21 protein-coding genes and 2 pseudogenes are annotated in these 26,999 nt (G+C 70.4%); 19 read left to right on the top strand and 4 right to left on the bottom strand.

All coding sequences use genetic code 11. The annotated features are described in order from the left end of the window. Positions 1-281: 281 nt before the first annotated feature. From NW895_RS33725 to NW895_RS33760, 8 genes and pseudogenes are all read left to right on the top strand, one after another. Entirely contained in the window at positions 282-1,007 is a 726-nt protein-coding gene (locus tag NW895_RS33725) for a dienelactone hydrolase family protein (protein WP_289940551.1), read from the top strand. Positions 1,008-1,601: 594 nt separating this feature from the next. Further along, on the top strand, positions 1,602-5,996 hold the full coding sequence (locus NW895_RS33730) for an Ig-like domain repeat protein (RefSeq protein ID WP_289940553.1): 4,395 nt from the start codon (positions 1,602-1,604) through the stop codon (positions 5,994-5,996). Between the two features lie 183 nt (positions 5,997-6,179). Beyond that, positions 6,180-6,398, top strand: a pseudogene (locus NW895_RS41320) (4-hydroxythreonine-4-phosphate dehydrogenase PdxA); the annotation flags it as partial. Between the two features lie 77 nt (positions 6,399-6,475). Next, entirely contained in the window at positions 6,476-6,841 is a 366-nt protein-coding gene (locus tag NW895_RS33740; RefSeq protein WP_289940555.1) for a 4-hydroxythreonine-4-phosphate dehydrogenase PdxA, read from the top strand. A 44-nt stretch (positions 6,842-6,885) separates the two neighbouring features. Further along, a complete protein-coding gene (locus NW895_RS33745) occupies positions 6,886-7,326 on the top strand; it encodes a HisA/HisF-related TIM barrel protein (protein WP_289940556.1) in 441 nt (146 codons plus the stop codon). 388 nt (positions 7,327-7,714) lie between these two features. Next, positions 7,715-8,854 carry an N-methyl-L-tryptophan oxidase gene (solA, locus tag NW895_RS33750; protein ID WP_289940557.1) on the top strand — a complete coding sequence of 380 codons (1,140 nt, stop codon included), beginning with the start codon at positions 7,715-7,717 and terminating at the stop codon, positions 8,852-8,854. Between the two features lie 17 nt (positions 8,855-8,871). Continuing rightward, positions 8,872-9,843 carry a succinylglutamate desuccinylase/aspartoacylase family protein gene (locus NW895_RS33755; RefSeq protein ID WP_289940558.1) on the top strand — a complete coding sequence of 324 codons (972 nt, stop codon included), beginning with the start codon at positions 8,872-8,874 and terminating at the stop codon, positions 9,841-9,843. Positions 9,844-10,225: 382 nt separating this feature from the next. After that, positions 10,226-10,687 (top strand): Lrp/AsnC family transcriptional regulator, encoded by a 462-nt coding sequence (locus tag NW895_RS33760; protein WP_289940560.1) that lies wholly within the window; start codon positions 10,226-10,228, stop codon positions 10,685-10,687. A 67-nt stretch (positions 10,688-10,754) separates the two neighbouring features. On the opposite strand, the gene NW895_RS33765 is transcribed toward NW895_RS33760, so the two are convergent. From NW895_RS33765 to NW895_RS41325, 4 genes and pseudogenes are all read right to left on the bottom strand, one after another. Beyond that, a complete protein-coding gene (locus NW895_RS33765) occupies positions 10,755-12,185 on the bottom strand; it encodes an aldehyde dehydrogenase family protein (RefSeq protein WP_289940561.1) in 1,431 nt (476 codons plus the stop codon). After that, on the bottom strand, positions 12,178-13,266 hold the full coding sequence (locus tag NW895_RS33770; RefSeq protein WP_289940563.1) for a homoserine dehydrogenase: 1,089 nt from the start codon (positions 13,264-13,266) through the stop codon (positions 12,178-12,180). Before NW895_RS33770 ends, NW895_RS33765 begins: the two co-directional genes overlap by 8 nt. 279 nt (positions 13,267-13,545) lie before the next feature. After that, positions 13,546-13,977 (bottom strand): TetR-like C-terminal domain-containing protein, encoded by a 432-nt coding sequence (locus tag NW895_RS33775; RefSeq protein ID WP_289940667.1) that lies wholly within the window; start codon positions 13,975-13,977, stop codon positions 13,546-13,548. Between the two features lie 37 nt (positions 13,978-14,014). Continuing rightward, positions 14,015-14,137 (bottom strand): annotated as a pseudogene (locus NW895_RS41325) (TetR/AcrR family transcriptional regulator); the annotation flags it as partial. 1,438 nt (positions 14,138-15,575) lie between these two features. Here NW895_RS41325 and NW895_RS33780 point away from each other — a divergent pair. The 11 genes from NW895_RS33780 to NW895_RS33830 all read left to right on the top strand — a co-directional run bounded on the left by NW895_RS33780 (position 15,576) and on the right by NW895_RS33830 (position 26,992). After that, positions 15,576-15,758, top strand: a complete 183-nt coding sequence (locus tag NW895_RS33780; RefSeq protein ID WP_289940564.1) for a hypothetical protein — start codon at positions 15,576-15,578, stop codon at positions 15,756-15,758. Positions 15,759-15,897: 139 nt separating this feature from the next. Continuing rightward, entirely contained in the window at positions 15,898-17,040 is a 1,143-nt protein-coding gene (locus NW895_RS33785) for a PLP-dependent cysteine synthase family protein (protein WP_289940566.1), read from the top strand. Then, positions 17,037-18,335 carry an MFS transporter gene (locus NW895_RS33790; RefSeq protein ID WP_289940568.1) on the top strand — a complete coding sequence of 433 codons (1,299 nt, stop codon included), beginning with the start codon at positions 17,037-17,039 and terminating at the stop codon, positions 18,333-18,335. Before NW895_RS33785 ends, NW895_RS33790 begins: the two co-directional genes overlap by 4 nt. 371 nt (positions 18,336-18,706) lie before the next feature. Continuing rightward, positions 18,707-19,057, top strand: a complete 351-nt coding sequence (locus NW895_RS33795) for an NADH-quinone oxidoreductase subunit A (RefSeq protein ID WP_289940569.1) — start codon at positions 18,707-18,709, stop codon at positions 19,055-19,057. An 8-nt stretch (positions 19,058-19,065) separates the two neighbouring features. Beyond that, on the top strand, positions 19,066-20,385 hold the full coding sequence (locus NW895_RS33800; RefSeq protein ID WP_354670138.1) for a hypothetical protein: 1,320 nt from the start codon (positions 19,066-19,068) through the stop codon (positions 20,383-20,385). Further along, positions 20,378-21,322, top strand: a complete 945-nt coding sequence (locus NW895_RS33805; protein WP_289940574.1) for an NADH-quinone oxidoreductase subunit H — start codon at positions 20,378-20,380, stop codon at positions 21,320-21,322. Before NW895_RS33800 ends, NW895_RS33805 begins: the two co-directional genes overlap by 8 nt. 14 nt (positions 21,323-21,336) lie before the next feature. Further along, positions 21,337-21,906, top strand: coding sequence for an NADH-quinone oxidoreductase subunit J (locus NW895_RS33810; protein ID WP_289940578.1), 570 nt, complete (start codon positions 21,337-21,339; stop codon positions 21,904-21,906). Further along, positions 21,896-22,201 (top strand): NADH-quinone oxidoreductase subunit NuoK, encoded by a 306-nt coding sequence (gene nuoK, locus NW895_RS33815; RefSeq protein WP_289940580.1) that lies wholly within the window; start codon positions 21,896-21,898, stop codon positions 22,199-22,201. The genes NW895_RS33810 and nuoK overlap by 11 nt, the downstream gene beginning before the upstream one ends. Continuing rightward, the gene (locus tag NW895_RS33820; protein WP_289940581.1) at positions 22,198-24,048 is read left to right on the top strand and encodes a proton-conducting transporter membrane subunit; all 1,851 of its coding nucleotides are present in this window, start codon (positions 22,198-22,200) and stop codon (positions 24,046-24,048) included. The genes nuoK and NW895_RS33820 overlap by 4 nt, the downstream gene beginning before the upstream one ends. 5 nt (positions 24,049-24,053) lie before the next feature. After that, complete coding sequence (locus NW895_RS33825) at positions 24,054-25,562, top strand: NADH-quinone oxidoreductase subunit M (RefSeq protein WP_289940582.1); 1,509 nt, start codon at positions 24,054-24,056, stop codon at positions 25,560-25,562. A gap of 5 nt (positions 25,563-25,567) precedes the next feature. Then, on the top strand, positions 25,568-26,992 hold the full coding sequence (locus NW895_RS33830) for an NADH-quinone oxidoreductase subunit N (RefSeq protein ID WP_289940668.1): 1,425 nt from the start codon (positions 25,568-25,570) through the stop codon (positions 26,990-26,992). Positions 26,993-26,999 lie beyond the last annotated feature (7 nt).

Genomic DNA, 26,999 nt, shown 5'->3' on the forward strand with positions numbered 1-26,999 from the left:
GAGACAGGCGGGACATGGAGCCGATACGCCCCAGGAGATCACGCAGTCACCAACAGGCTGGCTTCCTCGAGGACCAGCGACAGTCGATCAGAGCCTGTGAACAAACCCCGTCTGCGAGCAGCGGCGTCCGGTGCGCCCGCCCTTCGGGCGGACGGCGGTTGGTTCACCGGCTCCGAGCTGAACCGCCGACGGGGTGGTTCCGGAATGCGCCAGAGACCTGCCTTCTGCCAGCGGCAGAACACCGGCCCGACCGGGCTCGACGATCACTACAGTCCAGGCGTATGACGACGGTTACAACGCGCACGATCGAGTACGCGGCCGACGGCCTGACGATGATCGGGCATCTCGCGCTCCCGGCCGGTGCCGACCGCCGGCCCGCGGTCCTGGTCGGGCCCGAGGGGGTGGGGCTCAGCGACGTCGAGCGCCGCCGGGCCGATGCGCTCGCCGAGCTGGGATACGTGGCCTTGGCCTTCGACCTCCACGGCGGGCGCTATTTGGGCGACCCTGAGGAGATGTTGGCCCGTTGCATGCCGCTGCTCGCCGACCCCGACCGGATGCGAGGCATCGGCCACGCGGCGCTCGACGTGCTCCGCGCCGAGCCGCGGGCCGACCCGGACCGGATCGCCGCCGTCGGCTACGGCACCGGGGGCGCGATCGCGCTGGAACTCGGGCGCGACGGCGTCGACCTGCGCGCGATCGCGACAGTCAACGGACTGACCACGGGCCGACCAGGCGAGACGGCGCGCATTCAGTGCCCGGTGTGGGCCGGGGTCGGGTCGGAAGACCCGATCATGCCGCCGGCGCAACGGGACGCATTCACTGCCGAGATGCAGGCTGCGGGCGTTGACTGGCGCCTCGTGGTCTACGGCGGCGCCTTGCACGCCTTCCATCACCCACCGGTCGACCACACTGTGCTCCCCGGGGTCGGTTTTCACCCTCAGCACGCGCAGCGAGCTTGGCGGGACGTCGTAGACCTGCTCGCCGAGTGCCTGCCCATAACGGAGTGATCTGGTCGGCAACCCGCGGGTGTGCGTGCCGGACGCCGCTGTGTAGATGGACTCGAAGGGTCCCTGGCCGTGGCCGATGAAGTCGATGAATGAGGGACCCGCCGCGAACAGTACCCACGCTCCCGGATCCGTCGTCTCTCCCGCGGTGGGTTCGAGGGGAAAGCCCTCCGAGAATCATGGAACCCGTTGAGTTTGGTCGGCGTGCGGGTGCAGGTGGGCACCGGATTACTTCGTTCGTGTGATTGAGGGGGGCGAGCCCTTGTCACTCGAATGGGCGCGTGGGTCACTGAGAGTGTGAACCGGCAGGCTGCCCATCCTCGTGCCGGAGGACGTTGAGACGGCTGCTCTCGCCGGTTTTCTCTTTGCCCACAGGAGACGCCGGGAAGCTGCTGCGTGCCTGGCCGTGCCGCGGTAGTGGGTCGACTCTGTTCCGCCCCCCTTGCCTGTTCCGCGTCATGTCCCTGTGCGCACAGCGAGGCGTTCTGTCCTGCCTGCCACTCCGCAACAGGGGTCCACCGGAGCGGGACGCTGGTCCGTTCGGCGTCATGGGCGGGCGCTCCGCTCGAAGTGACGTACCCCAGAAGGGAGTTGTCCGTGTCCGTCGATCTGCTTCCGCCCGCGCGTGCCATGAGTGTCACGATTCCCGCCGCCCCCATCGCCACCATCCAGGTGGGCGACGACCCCACCGGTGTCGCCATCGCTCGCGTCGGCCGGGCCGGTTACGTGACGAACTTCGGCTCGGGCACGGTCACCGCCCTGGACACCGTCACCCGGTCCGCCATCGCCACGGTCACCGTGGGTTCCGGCCCGTGGGGAGTCGCCGTCGACCCCACCGGGGCGGAGGCATATGTGGGCAACTCAGGTTCCGGGACGGTCAGCGTGATCGCCACCGCGACGAACGCTGTCACCGCGACGATCGGCGGTATCTCCGCACCGGCGGGCATCGCCTTCTCCCCGGACGGCACCCGCGCCTACGTGGTCAGCCAGGACACCGGCAGTCTGGTCGTGCTGGACACCGCCACGCGCGCGGTGGTGGCGAGCGTGGCGGTGGGTGGTACCCCCTACGAGGTCGCGCTTTCCCCGGACGCCCCCTATGCGTACGTCAGCGACCTCGGCAACGGCACCGTCACGGTCGTCGACACCGCGACACATACGGCCGTGGCCACGATCGGCGGCTTCGCCCAGCCACGCGGTCTGGCCCTCACTCCTGACGGCCAGCGGCTGTACGTGGCCGACCACGGCGGCGGCACGGTCGGCGTCGTGGACACCACCACGTACGCCGTCGCCACCACGATCGGCGGCTTCAACGGCCCCCTCTCCCTGGCCATCGGCCCCCGAGGCGCGCTCGCCTACGTCACCGAGAGCGGCTCCGGCTCGCTCACGGCGATCAATCTGGCCACCAACGCCCGTGCCGCCACCGTCACGGGGCTGGGCGAGCCCAAAGGGCTCGGTGTCACCCGCGACAGCCGTCACATCTATGTGGCCGACAGCGGCACCGACACGGTCAGGGTTCTGAACATTCCGGTGGCCGTCTCACCCGAGCAGGGTCACATCGGAGGCGGCACCCCGGTCACCCTCAGCGGACGCGGCTTCCTCGGTGTCACCGGGGTGCGGTTCGCAGGCCGTCCGGCCGCTTCGTTCTCGGTGGTGGACGACTTCACCATCGCCGCCGTCACCCCCGCCGGCATGGGCGTGGCCCCGGTCACCGTCACCCTCGCCGGCGTCGCCTACACGGTCGGGAAGTTCTTCTACCTGGAGTCCCCACGGATCCGGGCCGTCTCCCCCTCCACCGGGCCGAACGCCGGCGGCAACACCCTCACCGTCACCGGCACGGGCCTGTACACCACCCAGGAAGTCCGCTTCGGCACCACCGGCGTGTACCCGACCGTCGTCTCGGACGGTCAACTCATCCTCACCGCGCCCCCGGCTCCCCCCGCTCCGCCCGGGCCCGCCATCAGGACACCGGTGGTGGTGACCACCCTGGGCGGCACCGCCGGCGGTCCCGCCTACACGTATCGCGACCCGCTCACCACCATCACCCTGAGTTCCTCCGCCGAGCTGCCCGTCGTCGGCGAGCAGGTGACCTTCACCGCGACGGTCGGGGCCGTTCCCGCAGAGGCCGGCACGCCCACGGGCACGGTCTGGTTCTACTTCGGCGACGGCACCGTCCCGGTCACCGCCGTGGTGGTGGACGGGCTGGCAACCGCGACGCACAGCTACAGCACCACCAGCGGCAGCCCGTACACCGTCATCGCCGCCTACAGCGGGGACGACGACTTCGCCCCGTCGTCGGACACCGCCGAGCAGGCCGTGGCAATGGCGTCGACCTCGACCACCGTCCTGTCCTCGCCGGAGCCCTCCAATCCCGGCGGATCGACGACCGTGACCACGCGGGTCATCGTGGCCGCCCCCGGCGCCGGGCAACCCACGGGCACGGTGACCGTCGACTTCGGCGACGGCACGCCGTCCGCTGTGCAGATGCTCGTGGACGGCCTGGCCACGGTCACCCACACCTACCCCGCCACCGAGGCCACCTACACGATCACCGCCGCCTACAGCGGAGACACGAACCACGCCCCCTCCGGAGGCGTCCGCACCCACCGCGTGCTGTCCGACGTCGAGGCCACCCTCACGACCGTGACGTCCGCACCGGATCCGTCGACGGCCTGGCAGCCGGTGGCCTTCACCGCCACGGTCGCGTCCACCGCTCCTGGAGGGGGCACCCCCACCGGCACCGTCACCTTCGACTTCGGCGACGGTACGCCGACAGTCCAGGTGCCTCTGTCGGACGGGAACGCCGCCGTCAGCCACACCTACACCTCCGTAGTCGGCAGCCCCTACCCGGTCGTCGCCGTCTACACCAGCGACGACGAAGCGATCAGTGCCTCCGCGGGCCAGAACCTCCAGACGGTGAACCCGGCCCCCACGTCCACCACCCTCAGCGCCTCACCCGAGCCGTCCGTGGCCGGCCAGCCGGTGACCTTCACCGCAACCGTCGCAGCGGACGCGGCGGAGGCCGGCATTCCGACCGGCACGGTGGTCTTCGACTTCGGTGATGGGTCGCCGCCGGCCGCCGCCCCCGTCGACAGCGGCACGGCCGCGATCGTCCACACCTACGCCACCACCACCGGCAGCCCGTACACCGTCACCGCGACGTATGGCGGCGACAACTTCGCCGGTTCCACAGCGACGGCCACCCACACCGTGGGACAGGCGTCGACGAGCATCGCGGTGGCGTCCGTACCGAATCCGTCCCATGTGGGGGCACCGGTGACCTTCACCGTCACCGTCACACCCCAAGGCCCGGGGGCGGGAATCCCCACCGGCACCGTCACCTGCGACTTCGGTGACGGTACTGCCCCCGTCACGCTGCCGCTCACCGATGCGTCGGCCACGACATCCCACATCTACACGCACGCCGCCGACATCCCGTACCCCCTCACTGTCACCTACGGCGGTGACGCGAACTTCACCGGCTCCACCGCGACGGGCACCCACAGGGTGAACCGGGCACTCACCCTCACCACCGTGACCGCGGCGCCGGATCCGTCGGTGGTCGGCGAGACCGTCACCTTCACCGCCGCGGTGGTGGCCGTGGCTCCCGGTGCGGGTACTCCCACCGGTTCCGTTGTCTTCGACTTCGGTGACGGCACTGCTCCGGTCACCACCCCCCTGACGAACGGCATCGCCACCGCCACCCATGCCTACACCGCCAGGACCGGCAGCCCGTACACCGCGACCGCCACCTACAGCGGAGATACGGACTTCGTCTCCTCCAGCGGCGCCGGGCTCCACACGGTGGGCCGGGCGTCGACCACGACGACGCTGAGTTCGTCGCCGGATCCGTCGGTGGTGGGCCAGCCGGTGACCTTCACTGCCACGGTTGCGCCTGTGGCTCCTGGTGCGGGTGCCCCTGCCGGTTCCGTTGTCTTCGACTTCGGTGACGGCAGTACGCCGGTCACCGCCTCCCTGACGAACGGCATCGCCACCGCCACCCATGTCTACACCGCCAGGACCGGCAGCCCGTACACCGCGACCGCCACCTACAACGGAGATACGGACTTCGTGCGTTCGACCGGGGTGGATTCGCACACGGTGGGCCGGGCGTCGACCACGACGACGGTGAGTTCGTCGCCGGATCCGTCGGTGGTGGGCCAGCCGGTGACCTTCACTGCCACGGTTGCGCCTGTGGCTCCTGGTGCGGGTACTCCCACCGGTTCCGTAGTCTTCGACTTCGGTGACGGCAGTACGCCGGTCACCGCCACCCTGTCGAACGGTGTCGCCACCGTCACCCGCCCCTACACCGCCAGGACGGGTAGTCCGTACACGGTCACCGTCACTTACAGCGGTGACACGGACTTCGTGGGCTCGACCGGGGTGGATTCGCACACGGTGGGCCAGGCGTCGACCACGACGACGGTGAGTTCGTCGCCGGATCCGTCGGTGGTGGGCCAGCCGGTGACCTTCACTGCCACGGTTGCGTCCGTGGCTCCTGGTGCGGGTACTCCCACTGGCACCGTCACGTTCGACTTCGGTGACGGCACCACTGCGGTCACCGCCACCCTGTCGAACGGTGTCGCCACCGTCACCCGCCCGTACACCACCAGGTCGAGCGGCCTGTTCACCGTCACCGCCACCTACAACGGCAGCAACAGCTTCGCAGGCTCCAGCGGCAGCGACTCGCACGTCGTGAACCGGGCGCTGTCGGCCACCACGGTCGTCTCCTCCCCGGATCCGTCGGCCCCGGGCCAGACTTTCACCATCACGGCAACGGTCACAGCCGTTCCGCCCGGCGCGGGCACACCCACCGGCTCCGTCACCTTCACCATCGACAGCCGCCCTCCCATCAGTGCCCCCCTTGTCAACGGAACAGCCGGCATCTCCACCAGGCTTCAGGGCGTGGGCAACCACTCCATCACCGCCGCCTACACAGCCAGCGCCGACTTCGACGCTTCCAGCGGCACGGACACACATACCGTCAGGCCCTAATACTGCCGCGAGCAGTTGCCGGACGCCGGTCGTGTCCCTACGTACGGCTGGCGTGCTGCCGACCGGAAGACCAAGGCGAAGGCCATGGAGCGCGGTAGAAGTGCTCCAGGGTCTGCTGGGAGGCGGGCTCTGCTTTCATGCCGGTGATGTCGCCAGTCGTCCCACGTCTGCGGTCGTGTGTCGGTGTGCAGAAGGGCTACTCGCAACACGCCGGCGGCACCGGTCTCATGGGTCGACGAGGGGAAGTTCGCACCCGGCACGGTGGACGTCCTTGCCGAGAACGGCCTTCCGGCCGACCTGCCCTGGGGCCACCTCGACGCCCGAGCCGGAGCGGCGTCCTTCCAGTACGTCCGCCGCGGTGTCCAGCTCGCGATGGCCCACGAGATACGGGCTCTGGTGACCGCGCCGATCAACAAGGAAGCACTGCGTCTGTCCGGCGTCCCCTATCCCGGGTACACGGCCTGTGGTGATCGCGCCGATTGCGGTGCGGAGCTCTTTTCGGCCGCGAGGACCTGGACATCATCACCCCCGCCATCCAGACCGCGCAGAGCGAAGGCATCCAGGCCGGCGGACCCTGGCCCGCCGACACCGTCTTCATGCGAGCCCGCGCCGGAGCCTTCGACGCCGTGGTCGCCCAGTACCACGACCAGGGCCTCATCCCCGTCAAGTACCTAGGGATCGAACACGGTGTCAACATCACCATCGGCCTGCCCTTCGTCCGCACCAGCGTCGACCACGGCACGCCCTTCGACATCGCAGGTCTCGGCACGGCCGGCCACACCAGCCTGCTCGCCGCCCTGACCCACGCCGACCGCCTGTCCTCAGGGCCGCCGGGCCGCCCCTGACTCACCGGCTCCCATCAGCCCGGCACAGAAAACCGAAGGACACCATGGACTTCATCTTCATGCTCACCCGCGACGACCGCACCGTCACCGACTGCCTCGAGGCTTGCCTCAGTACGAACCGCCACCGAACTCGGCGTCGACTGGCTGATGGGCGGCACCTGGATCGAGGAGACCCTCACCTCGCCGGCAACCCGGTCCGCATCGCCGATGACTGCCGACGAGCGGAGGCCGCCGGCTGCGCCGGCGTCGACCTCCTCGCATACCGCGCCACCGATGCCGACCCTCTCGACCTGGTCCGCGCCGCCCGCGCCGCCACCACCGGCCGCCTGGTCGTCGCCGGCTCCATCGCCAGCACCGACCAGATAGAGGCGCTCGCATCAGCCGGAGCCGACGCCTTCACCATCGGCTCCGCCGCCTTCGAGGGCTCCCTGCAGCCCCACGCCGGCACCCTCCGATCCCAACTGGCACCAGTGGTGGGTCCGTAGCGAGGGCCGCCCCCCGGGAACTCAGAAGCAAGCCGGCGCGGAGCGCCCCGTGCGTGGGGGAGCGGTCACCGCTTCGCCGTCCGGGATGAAGCGGCATCCGCCAGTGCACGAAGAACGGGCAGGGTCACGGGCGAGATGAGGTCGAGTCACGCGGCCACCCGCAGGACCTCTTGACTCCTCCCTGAGCCACTGCCATTCTCTGTGCCAGATAATAGCACAGCGTACCACATTGTGGCACATAGGTCGTCCGAGAGCTGGGGCGGCTCCCCATAACCCGGGACGAACGCGAGCCTTGGGTCCCCAAGGGTGCGTCCCCCTCCAAGTCGCCACCAAGCATCCTCACGCTCGGGGCCCAGCTTGCGGCCCGGCGATACGAAAGGAAAGTCCTGTGTCAGCTGCGAGGAAGCGCGTCGCCGTGGTCGGCGTGGGAACGATGGGCAGCCAGGCCGCCTGGCGGCTGGCGGCACGGGGCGCCGAGGTCGTCGGCTACGACCGCTTCGCCCCCGGCCACGACCGCAGCGCCGCAGGCGGTGAGACCCGGGTCTTCCGCAGCGTGCAGACCCACGACGGCCGCTATGTGCCGCTCGTCCGGCACGCCGACGCCCTCTGGAAGCAGTTGCAGGCGGAGACCGGGCGGGAACTGCGCCGCCTGACCGGGGCCCTGGTCATGGGGCCGGCCGACGACCCCGAGATACGTACCGTCATGGACGGCATCGCCGAGCACGGCCTCGACCACGAGGTGATCGACACCGAGGCGATGGCCAAGCGTTTCCCGCAGTTCCGCGTCGACGACGGCGACCTGGTGGTCCTCGACTCCCACGCGGGGTTCGTCCGCCCCGAGCTGACGGTCCAGACCGCGGCCCGGCGCGCCGAGGAGTTGGGCGCCCGCATCCGCCGCTACACCCCGGTACGGGAAGTCACTCCCGTCACCGGGGGAGGCGTGGAGATCCGCACCGACACCGACACGGAGCGCTTCGACGCCGCGGTCGTCACCCCCGGCCCCTGGGTGGGCGACCTGCTGCCCGACCTGCCGTGGGAAGTGAGCGTCTACCGCGCGATCAGCGCATGGTTCCTGCCCCACGAGGACCACCCGGCAGACGCGGAGCGTCCCGCCTTCATCCGCTGCGGCGACATCCCTTTCTACGGCATCCCGTCCCCGGACGGCCTGGCCGTCAAGCTCGGACTGCCCCAGGCCCACCACCAGCCGGTGGACGACCCGAACCGGCTGAACCGGACCGTCGCACCGGAGGAACTGGAGGCCTTTACCACGGCGGTGCGACGCCACCTGCCCGGCCTGAACCCCGACCCGGTGCGCCTGTCCGTCTTCATGGAGGGTTACACCGAGAGCACCCGGCCGCTGGTCGGCCCGCTGCCGGGCTGCGACGACATCGTTCTGCTGGCCGGCTTCTCCGGCCAGGGTTTCAAGCTCTCGCCCGCCATGGGCGACATCGCCGCGGACCTCGCCCTGGACGGCCGCACCTCCCATCCGATCGACTTCGTCACCACAAACGGCCGCGTCGCCGCCTGAGTTCGAAGGGGCAAGACATGACCCTGACCATTGGCCCGCTGCGGGCCGAGCCCGGCCAGAAGACCCGCGGGAGCCTGCCCGCCGACCTGGGCATCACGACGGTGGACGTTCCTCTGATTCTCGTCAACGGCTCCCGCCCCGGCCCCAGGGTCGTGATCACCGGTGGTGTCCACGGCGGCGAGTTCATCCCCGTCGACGCCACGACCCGCCTGGCCGGGCTTCTGGAACCGGACGAGGTCGCCGGCCAGCTGGTGATCTGCCCCGTAGCCAACCCCCCGGCCGTCTACGGGGGCAGGCTCAACATCTCACCGCTGGACGGCGTCAACATCAACCGCGTCTTCCCCGGCGACAAGGACGGCGGCCTCACCGACCGGATGGCGGCCTGGCTCTTCGAGCACCTGATCGACGGCGCCGACGCCTACATCGACCTGCACAGCGGCGGCATCGACCAGCACCTGCTCGACTTCGTCGGCTACCGCCTGACCGGCGACGACGAGCTGGACGCCAAGAACAAGGCGATGGCCCACGCGGTCGGATACGAGCGGGTCATCTTCGGCACCAGCCCGGACGGCGGCAACAGCCACGCCGCGGCGAACCGGCAGGGCATCCCCGCGATCCTCGTCGAAACCGGAAAGCTCGGCGACCGCGACCCCGCCACCGTGCGCAGGCTCCTCGACGCGCTGTACCGGCTCCTGCACCACCTCGGCGTCATCGAGGCGTCGGAGCACATCAAGCAGCCGACCGTGCAGCCACGCGAGTGGATCTGGACCGGTGAGGTCGAGTCTCCGGCCGCAGGCCTCTGGTACCCGGACGCGGTCACCGGCGACGAGGTGACCGAGGGACAGCCCATCGGCCGCATCCTCGACCCGATCGACGGAGCCGAGCACAAGGTCTCCGCCGTCTCCAGCGGAACGATCATCTACAACATGAACGGGCTGTCCGTCCGCCCCGGCACACACCTCGCCGCCATCGCCGCCCCCCACGACTGACGGGCCTCATCCCGCCCATTGATCCGCCCCCAGGTCACCCTGCGCAAGACATGGCCCTGCGCAAGACACGGCCCTGCGCAAGACCTACGGTGATGTCGTCGCCGTCGGTGTGACGTCTGCAGAGATCGCCGGTCCCTGGTCCACCGCCCGCCGGGCCTCATGGACGAACCGCTCGGCGCCCTGACAAGCGGGATCGAGCAGTTCGACACCCCCGGGGGACTGTTCGAACGGCCGGAACCCACTTCGTCGCGGACCTCCTCGGTGCGGCCAACTTCCTGCCGGCCGGGTGGAGGAGCACACCGACGAGCACACCCTTGTCACGGGTGATCTCGCCGAAGTGAGCCGGGATGCCGAAGACGATCCGCGAAGGAGACGGTCCGCCATGGACGCCATCGATGAGAAGATCCTCGCCGAGTTGACCCGCAACGCCCGCATCTCGCACTCGGAGTTGGCCGGCAAGGTGCTGCTGTCCCGCAATGCGGTGCGCCAGCGCATCGAACGGCTTGAGCGCCGGGGCCACATCGCCGGCTACACCATCGTCCGCGCGGGCGAGGACACCGGCGATGTCGTCTCGGCGCTGGTCCTCGTCTACCGCGAGGACCGTATGCGCGGGGGCGACGTCCTGGCCGGACTCAAGCGCATTCCGGAGGTCGTCATCTGCGAGATCCTCAGCGGTGACTTCGACATCGTGGTGCGCGTGGAAGCGGCCTCACTGGAACGCGTACGGGGCATCTGGGAGAGTATCGCCCAGATGCCCGGTGTACGGGACACGGTCACCGCGCTCACCCTGTCCAGGGTGGTCAACCGTAGGCGAGAACCGCGGAGTTCAACGGAGCCGGGGTGAGCAGCGCATCGGCAGGTCCCCGCCGGTTACCGTTCAGTGCCAGGGGTTCGCTCGGTGCGGAGGGCGGTCATTGGACCACGTCGGTGATGTGGTTGACGCAGACGACCTTGGGCTGGGTCATTTCCTCGAAGGCGAAGCGCACGCCTTCGCGGCCCATGCTGCCGTACTTGAAGCCGCCGAAGGGCATGGCGTCGAAGCGGTAGTCGGACGAGTCGTTGATCATGACTCCGCCTGCTTCCAGCAGGCGGGCCGCGGTCAGGGCGCGGTCCAGGCGCGAGGTGAAGATGCCCGCGTGGAGGCTGTAGTCGATGGCGTTGGCCTGCTCGATGGCGTCCTCGAAGGAGGTGAACGGCTGCAGCACGACGACCGGGGCGAACACCTCCTCCTGCCAGAGCGAGCAGGTCGCCGGGACGTCTACCAGGACGGTCGGCGTGTACAGGGCGCCGGTGACGTGATTGCCGCACAGCAGCACGGCGCCCTGGGCCACCGCCGTGTCGACCTTGGCCCGGGTGGCGGCCGCGGCCTGCGGGGTGATCATGGGGCCGACGTCGGTGTGCTCGTCGAGGGGGTCGCCGACGCGGAGCAGCTTGGTGCGGGCGACGAAGGCGTCGCGGAAGCGCTCGTAGACCTCGGCGGCGATGAGGATCCGCTGGGTGCCGATGCAGTTCTGGCCGGCGGCCCAGAACGCACCGGAGACACAGGAGGCGACGGCCTCGTCCAGGTCGGCGTCGTCCATGACGATGACCGGGGCGTTGCCGCCCAGGTCCATGGCGAGCTTTTTCAGGCCGGCCGTGCGGGAGATGGCCTCGCCGGTGGCGAATCCGCCGGTGAAGGACACCATGCGCACGTCGGGGGCGGCCACGATCGCGGCGCCGATGTCGGCATGGCCGTTGACGACGGTGACGATCTCCTCGGGCAGGCCGGCCTCGATGAGGGTGTCGACCAGGCGCAGCGCGGACAGCGGGGTCAGCGCGGACGGTTTGAGAATGACCGCGTTGCCGCCGGCGATGGCCGGGCCGAGCTTGTGGGCGACCAGGTTGAGGGGATCGTTGAACGGGGTGATGGCGGCGATGATGCCCAGCGGTTCGCGGGTGAACCAGCCCTGCCGTTTCTCCGAGCCCTCGTAGGAGTCGAAGGGGATGACCTCGCCGGCGTTGCGCCGTGCCTCGGCCGCGGACAGCGAGAGGGTGTTGACCGCTCGGGCGACTTCCTTGCGGGCCTGGGTGATGGTCTTGCCGGCCTCGCTGACGATCAGCCGGGCGAAGGATTCGGTGCGCCGCTCGATCAGGCGGGCGGCGCGTTCCAGGACGGAGGCCCTGGAGGCGCGGGACAGCGCGGCCGCGGTACGGCGCCCGCACCTGGCCTGCTGCAGGATGCTGCCGGCGGCGCCCGCGTCGACGGTGGGCACCGAGGCGATGACCTCGCCGGTGTAGGGGTTGTGCACGGGCGTGGTGTCGGCGCCCAATTCGATGCCGGGGGGCACGGCGGTGTCAGACACGGTGAGTCTCCTGGAGAACCGGGCGGGTGGGGGCGGTGTCGTCGTCCGCGTGGCGCTGGTGGATGGCGATGATGTCCGACAGCAGGGCGTAGGCGGTCTCGATGCGCCCGGCGCCCGGCCCGCAGACCGTGACGGTGCCCAGGAGGTCGGTGTGGAAGGCGACCGCGTTGACGGGACCGGAGATCCCCGCCAGCGGGTGATCGGCGGGCAGGGCGAGCGGGGCGACGCGGGCATCGACGCTGCCGTCCTCGTGGCGGGTGGCGGAGCCGACCAGCTTCCAGCGCAGCCCCTTCGAGGCGGCGTCCCGTACCTCGTGGGGGGTGATCGCCAAGATGCCCTCGCAGAAGACGTCCTCGCGGCGCAGGTCTCCGCCGAGGACCTCGTTGGCCAGAATCATGACCTTGAGCTGGACGTCGTGGCCCTCGATGTCCGCGGTGGGATCGGCTTCGGCGTACCCGAGTTCCTGGGCTTCGGCGATGGCCGCCGACAGCTCGATGCCCTCTTCGAGGCGGCCGAGGATGTAGTTAGAGGTGCCGTTCATGATGCCCTGGACGCCGGTGATCTCCAGGCCGCCGAACAGGCGCTCGGCGGTGCGCAGGATGGGGGTGCCGCTGAGTACCGAGCCCTCGAACTCGAAGCCGACACCGCGCTCGGCAGCCAGCCGCTTCAGTGCACGGCCGGCGAGTGCGACCGGTCCCTTGTTGGTGGTGCACACGTGCTTGCCCGATTCCAGGGCCCAGCGCACATGGGAGAGGGCGGGTTCGCCGTCGGTGGGGTTGGTGAACGTCGCCTCCACGAGGATGTCGGCCGGGACCTCGCGGATCACCCACTCGTTGCGCGGATCAGCGCTGCCGCCGGCAAGGCCCGCGAAGCTGAGCTCCCCGGGATCGGCCGCCAGCAGCGGCGCCAGATCGATACCGTCGGTGTCCACCAGGGAACCGGCCCGCAGATCGGTGATCGCCACCACCCGCAGGGCGAAGCCCAGCTCCCTGGCCAGGCGGTCCCCTCGTTGGGATATCAGCTCGGCGAGCGCGCGATTGACGCCTCCGAACCCGATGAGGGCGAGATCGTATCGGCCCATGAGATCGCTCCTTCACAGTCCGCCGCCTTCACGGTGCGGCTGCTCAGAGCCTCGCTTCCCTGCCTGTCACCTCCTCCATGTCACAACGGCCATGGCACATGCCGATCTGCCGTGTCCCCGGGCGATTCGCCCACCCCACCTCCTGCGACACCGCAGACGCTTCGGCACGGACGCAGTGCGCCCGCCGCGTTGGCGTCGCCGACTCGCTTGGCCGTCGGTCGGCTTGTACGAGATCCCCGGTCCGCTCTTCGGACCCGCCGCAGGAGGGCAGTGCAGTGGTCAGGACTCCGTGCTCAGGCCGAGAGCCTCGGCCAGTTCGTCGAGGCATTGTTCGAAGAGCGGTCCCATGTCGGCCCGGACGAAGTCCATCTGGTGGAGGACTTCCAGACACAGCAGCCCGTAGAGCGTGGTCCAGCTGGTCACGTACACGTACACCGCCTCGGGCGGCAGGCGCCCGTCGACCAGGCGTGAGTAGGCGCGCAGTTGCTCGCGCAGGGAGGCGGGCAGCTCGTCCAGGTCCGGCACCGGGAACGGCTGGGTGTTCCACAACTCGATGAGCATGTCGAGCAGGACGTACGCGAAGCGCAGACCGGCCTGGAAGCGGGCCGAGCCGGGCTGGTGCTGCGCACCGCTCATGGGACTCGCGAAGATCCACTCGAACTCGGCGGGATGGGGCACGGCCCATGTGCGCATCGCGCGGCAGGCGGCCAGGAGCCGCTCCGCGAGCGGGGCGTCGGGCGTCCCGGCTGGCGTAGTAGTGGTACAGCGAAGGGCCGCTCATACCCATCTCGCGTGCTACCGCGTTGATCGTGACCGCCGTCGACCCCTTGGTGACCAGGAGCGTCCGGGCGGTCTGGTGGATCTCTCTCACTGCACTTCATGCTCGGCATGACCCTGAGCGTGACGTTCACCTGCCTTGGCGCGGCCGCCCGCCGCTGGGCTCACATCCGGCTCTCCCGGGCAGACACGACCGGTTACCGGGAGGCAACACGGCCTGCTCGGCTCTCCGCACCCCCGGGTGTCTGACACCCGTCCACCTTCCACCTCCCCGACGACACCGAGAGATCTTCGGCCCGAAGAGCCCGTTGGTCCTGCCTCCTTGGAGCGCACTTGAGCACCGAGTCCATCACACAAACGCCTCCGCGCGGCATGCGCAAGGTCTTTCCTGACCACTGGTCGTTCATGCTGGGCGAGGTCTGCCTCTCGCGATCCCGACCGCGAGGGGGCATGATCGCCCACCGGAGTCCGGTGCCGGGCCCGCGCCCGAATGCGGCGGCTGCATCGACGCTCCTGAGTGTCACCTGCACACTCGCCGCAGCAAACAAGCCATTCCCCTGACGAGTTAACCCGGTGTTTCAGGAGTGGTGGTCGATCACTGCCGATGAGCCGCTAGGATCACGGCATGGTTACGGCTTGGTCGCTCTGGCGCACAGTCAGGACCCGCCCCGGTGCGGGTCCGTTGCTGCGCCTGCCGGCCTTGGTCGTGCTGCTGTTCGGGATCCTCGTCACACACGGCGCGCATGTCGACAGTGTCAAAGGGCACATCTCGACCAGCGCAACGGCACCTGCGGCTTTCTCGGGCGACGAGGTTCGCCATCCAGCCGTCGGACCTGCGCCGTTGTTCGCCGCGGAACCGGGCGATCACCACGGTGGTCATGATGCGTCACATCCTGGCGAGCATTGCGCATCCGGTCAGCCACAGCAGGGTCCGGGCCTGACATCGCCCTGCTTTGCAGCGTCGGTTCGCGAATCAGCCAGTGCCGACGACGCCTCGGCCGTGCGAGCGTCTGTCGCTCGTAGCCCCATGGACGGTGCCCCACCCGCGGCCCTGAGAGCAGCCTCCGTGGTGCAGCAGGTCTAGAAGTACGGAGTCCTCCAGCCGGCCTGCCGGTAGTCACCGGCTCGGCTGATACCGCGCGACGAGCGTCGTGTCCCGTGCTGATGATGGGTCGTCACGTTCGTCGATGCCGTCCTGCCCCCACCCATGCCTGCGCCTTGCTCCGGCTCCGTCGGAGACGTGGCAGCAGCGCGGAGGACCTGTGCCGACACATTCCCGTATGCCTGCGCATGCCAGATCGGCCCCATGCGGCTCATCAAGGCGGCGCCGACTTGTCTCGGCGATCCGCGGCGCCCTGCTGATGGCGCTCATGCTGTGCGCCGTCATTCATGGCCTGTCCGAGGAGACGCACGGGCCGGTGTCCGTCCCTGCCGCTTCGTCGGCGATGGCCGTGGGCGGGGAGCCCCACGAGCCCCATAAGCAGCCCCATGAGCCCCACGGTCCTCACCGGGCCGAGGAGTGCACGGCGGACGTGATCGTCCGTGCAGGGGCCCAGTCGGTGGAGGATCTTGCCCTCGGCGCGATGGCCGTGGTCGTACTCATCGCCGTGTCCCTTGTGCTGGGGAGACCCCTCGTACGGCAAGAATCCCGCAGACGTCGCCGCGCACGCACCGGCCGTGTGGCGCTCGTCCGTACGTCGCGGTGGCGGATCTAGACCACTCGCTCGCAGCCGACCGATCTCACGGCTGCCGCGCGCCAATGCCCGAAACGCGGACCCAAGGTCCGTCCTGTCGACGTGGCGCGCGAGATGAACCCTCACCGTGCATTCATCGAGCGAGAGTGAAAACACAGACATGCAGTCATTGACCAAGGCGGCGGTCAACTCGGGCCAGTCGGCCCTGTCCGGGCTGGTGGGCAACACCCCGCTGCTTCGGGTGTCGGAGCCGCTGGCCCCGGCCGGACATGGCTTCTGGGCGAAACTCGAAGGGTTCAACCCCGGCGGCATCAAGGACCGTCCGGGGCTGCACATGGTGGAGCGGGCCCGGGCCCGTGGCGACCTGCGGCCCGGCGGGCGGATCATCGAGTCCACCAGCGGGACCCTGGGACTGGGGCTGGCGCTGGCCGGGATGGTGTACGGCCACCCGGTCACCCTGGTCACCGATCCGGGGCTGGAGTTGTCCATGACCCGGCTGCTGACCGCGTACGGCGCTCGCGTCAACGTCGTCTCCGAGCCCCATCCCACGGGCGGCTGGCAGCAGGCCCGCCGCGACCGGGTGCAGCGGCTGCTGGAGCAGCACCCCGGCTCCTGGTGCCCGGACCAGTACAACAACCCCGACAACGTCGCCGCTTACACCCCGCTGGCTCTCGAACTCGCAGCCGAGATGGGCCATATCGACGTGCTGGTGTGCAGCGTCGGCACCGGCGGCCACTCGGCCGGTGTCTCACGGGTGCTGCGGCAGCTCTACCCGGAGCTGACCGTGGTCGGCGTGGACACGACCGGCTCGACGATCTTCGGCCAGCCCGCGCGGCCCCGGCTGATGCGCGGCCTCGGCTCCAGCATCTACCCCCGCAACGTCGCCTACGAGCAGTTCTCCGAGGTGCACTGGGTCGCCCCGCACGAGGCCGTGTGGACCTGCCGCCAACTGGCTGCCTCCCACTACGCCACCGGCGGGTGGAGTGTCGGCGCGGTCGCGCTGGTGGCCGGCTGGCTGGCCCGGACGATGCCCGCGGACGCACGGATCGTCGCGGTCTTCCCCGACGGCCCGCAGCGTTACTTGGGGACGGTGTACGACGACGACTACTGCGCCGCCCACGGCCTGCTGGACTCGCCTCCGGCGCCCGAACCGGAGCTGATCGGCCGCCTGGACGAAAAGGAGGTCACCCGCTGGACCCGGTGCACCACCGTGGTCGACCCCCTCACTCTGCACGACACGGAGCAACACGTCGCCGAGGACGTTCCCGCCGTCGAGTCCGACCCCGCTGAGGAGGACCGGTGAAGGGGCTGTTCATCCAGGTTCGGTCGTACGAACGCAGTGTCCAGCTGTTGATGGTGAACCAGTTCACCATCAACCTCGGCTTCTACATGCTGATGCCCTATCTGGCCGCTCACCTGTCCGGGACGCTCGGGCTGGCCGGCTGGATCGTGGGACTCGTCCTCGGTGTACGGAACTTCAGCCAGCAGGGCATGTTCCTGGTCGGCGGCACGCTCGCCGACCGGCTCGGCTACAAGCCCATGATCATCGCCGGATGCGTGCTGCGCACCCTCGGCTTCGCCACGCTGGGACTCGTGGACTCCCTGCCCGCACTGCTCGCCGCCTCCGCGGCCACAGGGCTGGCCGGGGCGCTGTTCAACCCGGCCGTACGCGCGTACCTCGCGGCCGACGCGGGGGAGCGCAGGGTCGAGGCGTTCGCCCTGTTCAACGTGTTCTACCAGGCCGGGATCCTGCTGGGCCCGCTGGTGGGCATGGTGCTGACCGGGGTGGACTTCCGCGTCACCTGCCTGGTGGCGGCCGCGATCTTCGCGCTGCTGAGCGTCGTACAGATCCGCGCACTGCCCGCCCGGCGCGCCGACGCCAAGCGGCAGGACGGCGACGGCGGTCAGGGAGTGCTCGCCCAGTGGCGCGGCATCCTCGCCAACCGGCCGTTCCTGCTCTTCTCCGTTGCCATGATCGGCTCGTACGTCCTGTCCTTCCAGGTCTACCTGGCGCTGCCCCTGGAGGTGCGCCGGCTCGGCGGCGACGGGGAGTCCGGCACGGCGGCGGTGGCGGTACTCTTCGCCGTGTCCGGGCTGAGCACGATCCTCGGCCAGACGCGGGTGACGGCCTGGTGCAAGGCGCGGTACGAGCCCGGGCAGGCGCTCGTGCGCGGGCTGGCGGCCATGGGCCTGGCCTTCGTGCCTCTGCTGGCGGCCACCGCCGTACCCGTACCGGAGTCCCGGATCGGGCTGTGGCTGCTCGCGGCCGTGCCGCCGACGCTCGCCGCGCTGCTGCTGGCCGTCGGCACGATGATCGCCTACCCGTTTGAAATGGACACCATCGTCCGCCTCTCCGGCGACCGTCTCGTCGCCACCCACTACGGGCTGTACAACACGATCTGCGGCATCGGTATCACCGTCGGGAACCTGGGCACGGGCGTCGCGCTCGACGCCGCCCGCGCGGCAGGGATGCCCGCGTTGCCGTGGATCACGCTGGTCGCGCTCGGCCTGGCGTGCGCGGCAGCCCTGTACGGCCTGCATCGCACCGGCCGACTGGCGGCGCCGTCTGCTTCCGAGGCGCTTCCCGCCGCCGTCTGACCCACCGGCTCACCGGCCCTCTGGCGCAGGGGTGGGGCACCACACGGTGCCCCACCCCTGCTGGGCCCTGCCCTTCCGGGCGGAGCGCTACGACGTGGGCCGCGGCCTGGAGAAGGGCCGCGGACGCGAGCCTGACGAACGGATGACCGGCGGACCGGCGCAGCGGTTCCGTCCGCCGGTTCACTGGCTCTCGCCGCCGACGAGCTCGTAGCCGGCCTCGTCGACCGCGGCGGCGGTGGCTCCTCATCCACTAATGTCCTTAGTGGATGCTTTGTTCGCCTCACCCAGTGCCATGGGCCGCGCCTGCACGGCCCGAACCAGCCGATCGCGCAACATAAGCGGTACGACGCCGAAGACGGAGGTCGGGCGGGATGAACGCATGGCTGCCGATGCTGGTCCTTCTCGGCGTGGTAGGGGCAGGTCTGGCTGCTCTGTATGGACTGGGGCTCTGGCTCGCGGCAGCGCGGACTCCCCTCGAAACGGGTCCTTTCGCCGGGGGCCTCAAGCCGGGTGAGCACGCTGTGTCCCGGTTTCATGTGCGCTGGTACGCGGTCACCATGATTTTTCTGGCCTTCGACATGGAGATGCTGTTCATGTACCCGTGGGTGAAGGTCGTTTCCGAGGTGGGCACCACGGCCGTCGTGGAGATGTTTCTCTTCCTGGGCATCCTGTTCGCGGCGGTGGCCTACGCCTGGCGTGAGGGGGCCCTGAGGTGGACCTGAGGAGCCTTTTGCGGCGTACCGCGATGCAGCGCCCGGCGGTGCTGACGGTCACGCTGCCTGGAGCGACGGAAGTCCGGATGGCGGTGGAGGCGGAGGTGCGTCGGCGGGGGTGGCCGGTGGCGGGCGCCCCGGCCGACGCCGACCTGTTGGTCGTCTGCGGCGCCCCGGAACCGGGGGGCGCGGAGTGGCTGGACGGCATCCAGCGGTCGATGCCGGAGCCGGTCGTGCGGATCGTGGTGCGGGAGGCCGGACAGGTCGCGCACGTGCTCGACATGGCGTGCAGGGGTCTGGCGGACGGGGCGGTGACCCCGGGTCAGGCCGACGCAGGCGACCAGCAGGAGACCGTTGTGGGCGAGCCTGGCGGCCATGCGCACGGCGGGCAGCACGGCCACGGCGACCACGCGGCTCACACCGGTCATGAGGGTCATGAGAATCACCAGCCCGACGACCATGCGGCGCACATGGACCACATGGATCATGAAGACCATGCCGGCCATATGGATCACATGGGTCACGACATGCACGCCATGGGGGAGGTCGCAGGCCTGCCGATGGCAGAGCGGGGCGATGACCGTGACGAGTTGAGGCTCGACCAGCTGCACGTGCCGATCGGCCCCGGCCTGACCGACTGGCCAACGGGGCTCATTCTCCGGCTCACTCTGCAGGGTGACGTCGTGCAGGGCGTTGAGGTGGACCATCTCCCCGTGCCGTCCGGCCTTCGCCTGCCCTTCTGGGACGAACCGTGGCTGCGGGCCGCGCGGGGCGAGGAGGTCACGAGGGGGAGTGCGGCGCGTCGGCGCTGTGCCGCGCATCTGGACAGCGTGGGGCGGCTCCTGGCTGTCGTCGGCTGGGACGACGCCGCAGCGCGGTGCCGTCGGCTGCGGGACGAGTTGCTGTCCGGAGCGTCGCGTGAGGGGATCAGCGGTGACCTGCGCGGCGCACTGCGCAAGGTGGAGAGGTCGCGCACCCTTCGCTGGACGGTCGCCGGACTGGGGGAGTTGCCGTCGTCCAGAGCGCGGGCGGTAGGGGCGACCGGGCCGGCGCTCGCTGCGGACGGGGACGCCTACGACCGGCTGCTGATGTGGCTGGGCGAGATCGGGCGCGGCCTCGATGGGCTCGATGACGAGCGGCCGTTGACGCCGGACGAACTCACCGGCCCGCGCGGACGGCTCGACGGAGAACAGCCGCCGTCACAGGCCCTGCTCGACATCCTTCCGGAGCTGCTGACCGGCGCCGAGTTCGCCTGCGCGCGGGTCATCGTCGCCAGCCTGGACCCCGACATCGAGGAACTCGCGCTCGCGACCGTGTCCGGGGCGGCCCATGTCTGATGCCGCGCCCCTGTGGGCGACCATCGTCCTTCCTGTCGCCCTGGCGGTGGCTGCCGTGGTTACGGCCGGGTTCGATGCGGTGCTGTCCGGCTCGGCCGAGCGGGGTTCCCCCGGGAGCATCCGGGAGGCCGGGCTGCGTGCCGTGGCTCCGTTACGGGAAGCTTTGCGGCTGCTCGTCCAGCAGCCGCGCCGTACGACGGCCGCGGACCGGCTGCTCGGCAGGCTGGGCGTGGTGCTGGTTCCGGTGGCCGCGGTGCTGGCGGGTGCCGTACTGCCGTGGGGCTTTCGGTCCGTGAGCGATCCGTCCGTCGGTGTCGTGTGGTTCAACGCCATGGAGGCGCTGGCCTGGGCGGCGGTGTGGCTGGCGGGCTGGGGGCCGAACTCGGCGCTGTCGCTGATCGGCGGGTACCGGTTCCTCGCTCAGGGACTGGCGTACGAACTCCCGCACATGTTCGCCATCACCACCGCCGCTCTCGGTGCAGAGTCCCTGCGGGTCGGGGACGTGGTCGCGGCTCAGGACGGGCTGTGGTTCGCGGTGTGGATGCCTGCCGCCTTCGTCGTCTATCTGCTGAGCGCGCTCGCGATGGCCTTCTGGGGGCCGTTCGAACATCCGCTGTCGCGGGACGCGGCCGGTGGTGCCGCAGCCGAACTGGCGGGCGTGGACCGGCTGGTGTTTCTGGGCGGGCGGTGGCTGCTGCTCGTGGTGACCGCCGGCTTCAGCGTGCCGCTGTTCCTCGGGGGAGGGCACGGACCGCTGCTGCCGGGCTGGGCGTGGACGTTGCTGAAGACCGCGGCGGTGCTGGCGCTGCTGGTGGCCGGGCGCCGCCTGGTGCCCACGCTGCGGATGGAGCGGTACATGGAGCTGGCGTGGATGGTGCCGGTGCCGCTGACGCTGCTTCAGGCGCTGGTCGTGGCCGTCGTCGTCCTGAACCGATGAGTGAGGTGCTGGCCATGCTTGACGACGTGATCTTCTGGGTGCTGGCCCTGCTGGCGGTGGCCAGTGGCGTCATGGTGTTCCGGTTCGACTCCATGGCCCGGGCGACGTACGCGCTGCTGACCTCGCTGCTGTGTGTCGGCGGCGAGGTGCTGCTGCTCGGGCTGGACTACCTCGGGGTCGTGATCGTGCTGATGATGACCATCGAGATGGCCATCATGGCCGTGTTCATGGTGATGTACATGATGAACCCGGCCGGGCTCATGCCGATGACCATGGTCCACAACAAGAGGGGCGCGGGCGTGATCTGCGCGGCGCTCTTCGCCGTGCTCGCCGCCGGGATCCTGCTCGCCCCGTGGCCGTCCCGGCGCGGCCGGCCGTCGGCCGATCCCACCATGGATCTGGGCTTGTCGCTGATGGGGCCGCAGATGCTCACCATGATGACCCTCGGACTCGCCTTGTTCGCCACCATCGTCGCCACCGTCGTCCTGGCCACCCGCCGAGGCCGTTACGACCGGTTCGGCGACGACCTCACAGCAGGTACCGCCCAGGACCCCGTGCGGGGAGGGATGGCCGGTGACCTTTGAACTCTTTCTGCTGCTGGCCGCGGCTCTGTTCAGCATCGGACTGTTCGGCGCGCTCACCCAGCAGTCGATCGTGATGCTGATGATGGGCCTGGAGCTGATGCTGGGCGGCGTCATCGTCGGTGCGGCGGCCGTCTGGCACTACGTCGCCCCGGCCGCCGCCGAAGGACAGGTGCTGGTCGTCCTCGCGGTCACGGTGATGGCGGTGGAGATGGCCATCGGGTTCGCCGTGGTCACCGCGCTCTTCCGGGCTCGTGAAGTCGACATGACCGACATGGCGGCGGAGTTGAGGGAGTGAGCGCGCTGCTGTGGGCGCTCGTCGCGCTGCCGCTGGCGGTGGGGACGCTGTTGGCGGTCGCCGGCCGCCCAGTGGACCGATACGCCCCCGGTATCGCGGTCGGCACGGCCGTAGCCGCGTCCGGCCTCGCCGTCGCGGTGGCGTTCGAGCACCCGCGGGCCGAAGCGCCACTGCTCGAAGGGCTCCCCGCCGGGCTCGCGGCCGACGGACTGTCGGGGCTCATGGTCGTAACCGTCACGGCGGTGACCGCGGCCGTTCTCCTCTTCAGCGTCGCGGACATCGGGCCGGACGAGGCCCGTGCCCGCTTTTTCGGGCTGATGCTGTTGTTCAGCGGTGCGATGCTGACCACGGTCACCGCGACCACGCTGCCGGTCCTGCTGATGGCGTGGGAGGTCATGGGGGCCACCTCCTGGGCGCTGATCGGCTACTGGTGGCGCGACCCCGAGCGCGGTGATGCGGCCAACACGGCCTTCCTCACCACCCGCGCCGCCGACCTCGGCCTCTATCTGGCCGCCGGGGCGGCGCTGGCGAGCGGACAGGCCCCTTCCCTCGCCCTCGATGAGCTCCCGGACACGACCGGCGCCTGGTCCACGGTCATCACCGCCGGCGTCATCGCGGCCGCGTTCGGCAAGTCCGCGCAACTGCCCCTCAGCTTCTGGCTGTCCAGGGCCATGCAGGGCCCGAGCCCGGTCTCCGCCCTGCTGCACTCGGCGACCATGGTCGTAGCCGGGGCCTATCTGTTGCTCCGGCTGGAGCCGTTGCTGTCCGCGTCCGGGTGGGGCGGGCCCGTCGTCGCGTGGACGGGTGCGGTGACCGCGGTCGTGCTCGGCCTGGTCGCCGTGGCGCAGACCGACCTCAAGCAGTTGCTCGCCGCTTCCACCTGCGCCCAGATCGGCTTCATGGTCCTCGCCGCCGGGGCCGGAGCGGTCACCGGCGGAACCCTCCAGCTCATCGCGCACGCCGCCGCGAAGAGCCTTGCCTTCCTCGTCGCGGGCGCCTGGCTGACGACCCTCGGCACCAAGGCACTTCCCGCCCTGCGCGGTGCGGCCCGGCGGCATCGCACCGTCGGGCTTGCCTTCGGCGTCGCGGCGCTGACTCTCGCCGGGGTCCCGCCTCTCGCGCTGTGGGCGGCCAAGGACGTACTCCTCGCCGGCGCCCTGGAAGACACCGCGGCGCTGTATGTCACCGGTTTGGCCGCTGCCGTCATCTCCGCGGTCTACAGCGCCAAGGCGCTGTGGTTCGTCTGGCAGCCCGCCTCCGCGACGGAGGACACGGAGGAGCCGCTGCCTTACGTGACGCGACTGCCGCTGGTAATCCTGGCCGTCGCCTGTGCCGCCCTGACCGTCACGTCGTTCCCGCCCGTACGGAACGCGGTCGAGCGGGTGCTCGGCGGAGAAGCCCAGCCTCCCCCGCAGGTGTGGGAGTTCGCGCTGTCCGGCGCACTCGCGGTCGCCGTCTCGGCCATGGTCGGGGTCCGCGGCCCCCGACTTCTCACCCTGCCCAGCCGGATCACCACCTGGGCGTCGGACTGGCTCCGCCTGGAGAACGCGGCACGCGCGCTCCTCGTGCGCCCGGTCCTGCGCCTCGCGGACGCCCTCGCCGCCTTCGACGACCGGGTGCTGGATCGCGCGGTCGAGGGCACGGCCCGTGGGGCGGTGGGGCTGGCCCGGTGGAGCAACCAGCAGGTGGAACGGCTCGTCGACGCCGGCGTGGAGGGTGTGGCGGGCGGTGCCCGCGCACTCGGCCGCTGGGCGCGCAGGCCGCAGACGGGGCAGCTGCACCAGTACCTCGCCCAGGCGGTCGCCGCCTTCACCGTCCTCGCCGTCGTCCTCGTCCTCGTGAGGTGACCGCCGTGCTCACGGCCATCGTCCTGCTCCCGACCGCCATGGCGGCCCTCCTGCTGTGCGTGCCCCGCAGCGCGCCCCGCCTCCTGTTCCTGTCGGCGTGGGCGGCGACCACCGCCACAGAGCTGGTCCTGACCGTGATCGTCTGGGCGGGCTACCGAGCCGACGGCGGGATGCAGTACGAAACCCGGGCCCGCTGGATCCCCAGCGCGGGAATCACCTACCACGTCGGCGTCGACGGACTGTCCCTGCCGCTGGTGGCCGTCACCTGCGTGCTGTTCCTCGCCTGTGCGCTGTACGCGTGGCGCGAGACGCGGCGGGTCAGGGAGTTCGCGGCGCTGTTCCTCTTTTTGCAGACGACGTGCCTCGGCCTGTTCGCGGCCCTCGACCTGATCCTGTTCTTCGTCTTCTTCGACCTGTCCATCGTGGCGATGTACTTCATCATCGCCGGGTGGGGACACAAGGGCGCCACCCGCGCCGCGCTGAAGTTCTTCCTCTACACCTTCATCGGCTCCCTCGCCCTGCTGCTCGGCTTCATCGGCCTCTACCTGGCCGCCGACCCGCACACCTTCGACATCGTCGAACTGACCAACGCCAACCCCCTCGCCGGACGCTCCGCCTACGGAGCCCTGATCCTCCTCGCCATCGCCGTCGGGCTGGCGGTGAAGACCCCGACCGTGCCCTTCCACACCTGGCTGCCGCCCGCCCACACCGACGCCCCGGCCGCCGGGTCGGCGATCCTCGCCGGCGTGCTGCTGAAGATGGGCACGTACGGCTTCCTGCGCATCGCGATGCCCGTCCTGCCCGGCGCGTGGCGCGACTACGCGCTCGTCTTCGTCGTCGTCGGCGTGGTCTCCGTGCTGTACGGGGCACTGGTCGCCCTCGCCCAGACCGACTTCAAACGGATGGTCGCCTACACCTCCGTGAACCACATGGGCTACATCATCCTGGCGATCGGGGCGGCCGGGGCCGTCGGCGCCGGCCAGGAGGAGGCCCGCCGCCTCGCCGTCACCGGCTCGGTCTTCCAGATGGTCAGCCATGGCCTGCTGACCGGCGCACTGTTCCTGCTGTCCGGCGTGCTGTACGGGCGCGGGCGGACGTACGAGATGTCCGCGTACTCGGGTGTCGCCGGGCGGGCGCCCGTCTTCGCCGCGCTGACCGGCGTCGCCGCGTTCGCCTCGCTCGGGCTGCCGGGCTTTTCCGGCTTCATCGCCGAGTTCCAGATCCTCACCGGGAGCCTGGGGCCGGAGCCGGTCGCCACCGGCCTTGCCGTGCTCGGGATCCTGCTCACCGCGGGCCTGTTCCTGCGCGCCCTGCAACAGGTCTTCCTCGGGCCGCTGCGGCTGCCCACCGTCGCGCCCGGCGCCGACCGGCCGTTCCCCGACATCCGTCTCCACGAAGGGCTCGCGATCATCCCCCTGCTGGCGCTGGGGGTGGTCCTCGGCCTCGCGCCCCGGTTCGTCCTCGACGTCATCGGACCGGCCTCTCGCGCCGTGCTGGAGCTGCTCGCGCGATGAACGAGATGACCGGGATGAACGAGAACCCCCTCGACCTCCTCCCCGAGGTGCTGCTGGCCGCCTCGGCCGTGCTCGGGCTGCTGCTCGGAGCGTGGCTGCCGCGTCGCCGCCAGTGGCTGACCGGGGCCATGGCGGGCGCGGCCTGCATCGGGGGGATCGTGGCTGCCGCGATCGCCGCGGCCGGGCCGGTGGAGACGGCCTTCGGTGAGTCCTTCGCCATCGATCCGGTCACGGCCACCAGCAGGATCGTCATCCTCGGCGCCACCCTCCTGGTCCTCGCGCTCGCCATGCCACGCGTGCACGCCCACCCAGGCGAAACCGAGTTCTACGTCCTGCTCCAGCTGGCTTCTGCGGGCGCCCTCGTACTGGCCGGAGCCCAGGACCTGCTGCTCCTCGCCGCCGGCTACCTGCTGGCCAGCGTGCCCGCGTACGCGCTCGCCGGATTCCGCAAGGACAGCCCTGGTACCGAGGCGGCGCTGAAGTACTACGTCGTCGGCGCGCTCCTCGGCGTCCTGATGCTCACCGGCATCACCGTCCTGCTCGCCGCCGGTCGAGCGACCGCGTACCCCGTGCTGCGCCCCGAGCTCGCTGAGGCACCGGCCGGACTGGTGGCGGTCGGCACGCTCGCCCTGCTCGCCGGTGTCCTGTTCAAGGCCGGAGGTGTGCCCGGCCACTTCTGGGTGCCGGATGCCGTCCAGGGCAGCTCGGCCCCGGTTGCCGCCTTCCTCACCACCATCCCGAAGATCGGCGCCCTGGCGGCGCTCTACAGACTCGCCGCCGTTCCGCTGGCGGACGCCGAGCTGCCCTGGACCGACCTGGTGGCGGTGCTCTCGGTCGCTTCGATGACCCTGGGCAACCTGGCGGCCTTCTTCCAGCAGGACGTCAAACGGCTGCTCGCGTACTCCACGATCAGCCAGGTCGGCTATCTCCTGCTCCCGGTGGCCGTCGCCGGACGCACCGGCCTCGACCAGGAGGCGCTGCTGTACTACCTGGCCGGGTACGCGCTGACCAACCTCGGGGCCTTCGCCGTCGTCTGCGCACTCCCCGGAGCCGACGCCATCGACGACTACCGGGGCCTGGCGCGGGCTCATCCGGCCCTGCTGGGCTCGCTCGTCGTCTGTCTGCTGGGCCTGGTGGGCACGCCTCCGACGGCAGTCTTCCTCGGCAAACTGGAGGCCTTCAGCGCAGCCATGGACGGCGACTACGCCTGGCTGGCCGTCGTCGCAGCCGTCAACACCGTGGCCTCCCTCTTCTACTACCTGCGCTGGATTGCCCCCGCGTTCCTCGCACGCGGACCGGCGGGTGACTCCCGTACGACGACAGTACGGACGGCAGCCGTGATCGCCTACGGGTCAGCCACCGGATCCGTCGTCCTCGGGCTGCTCGGTGGGACCGTCCTTGACGTACTGGGCGGTCCACTCGCCCCCTGAGCAGCGT

Source organism: Streptomyces sp. S.PNR 29 (genome assembly GCF_030386795.1).
Classification (GTDB): Bacteria; Actinomycetota; Actinomycetes; order Streptomycetales; family Streptomycetaceae; genus Streptomyces.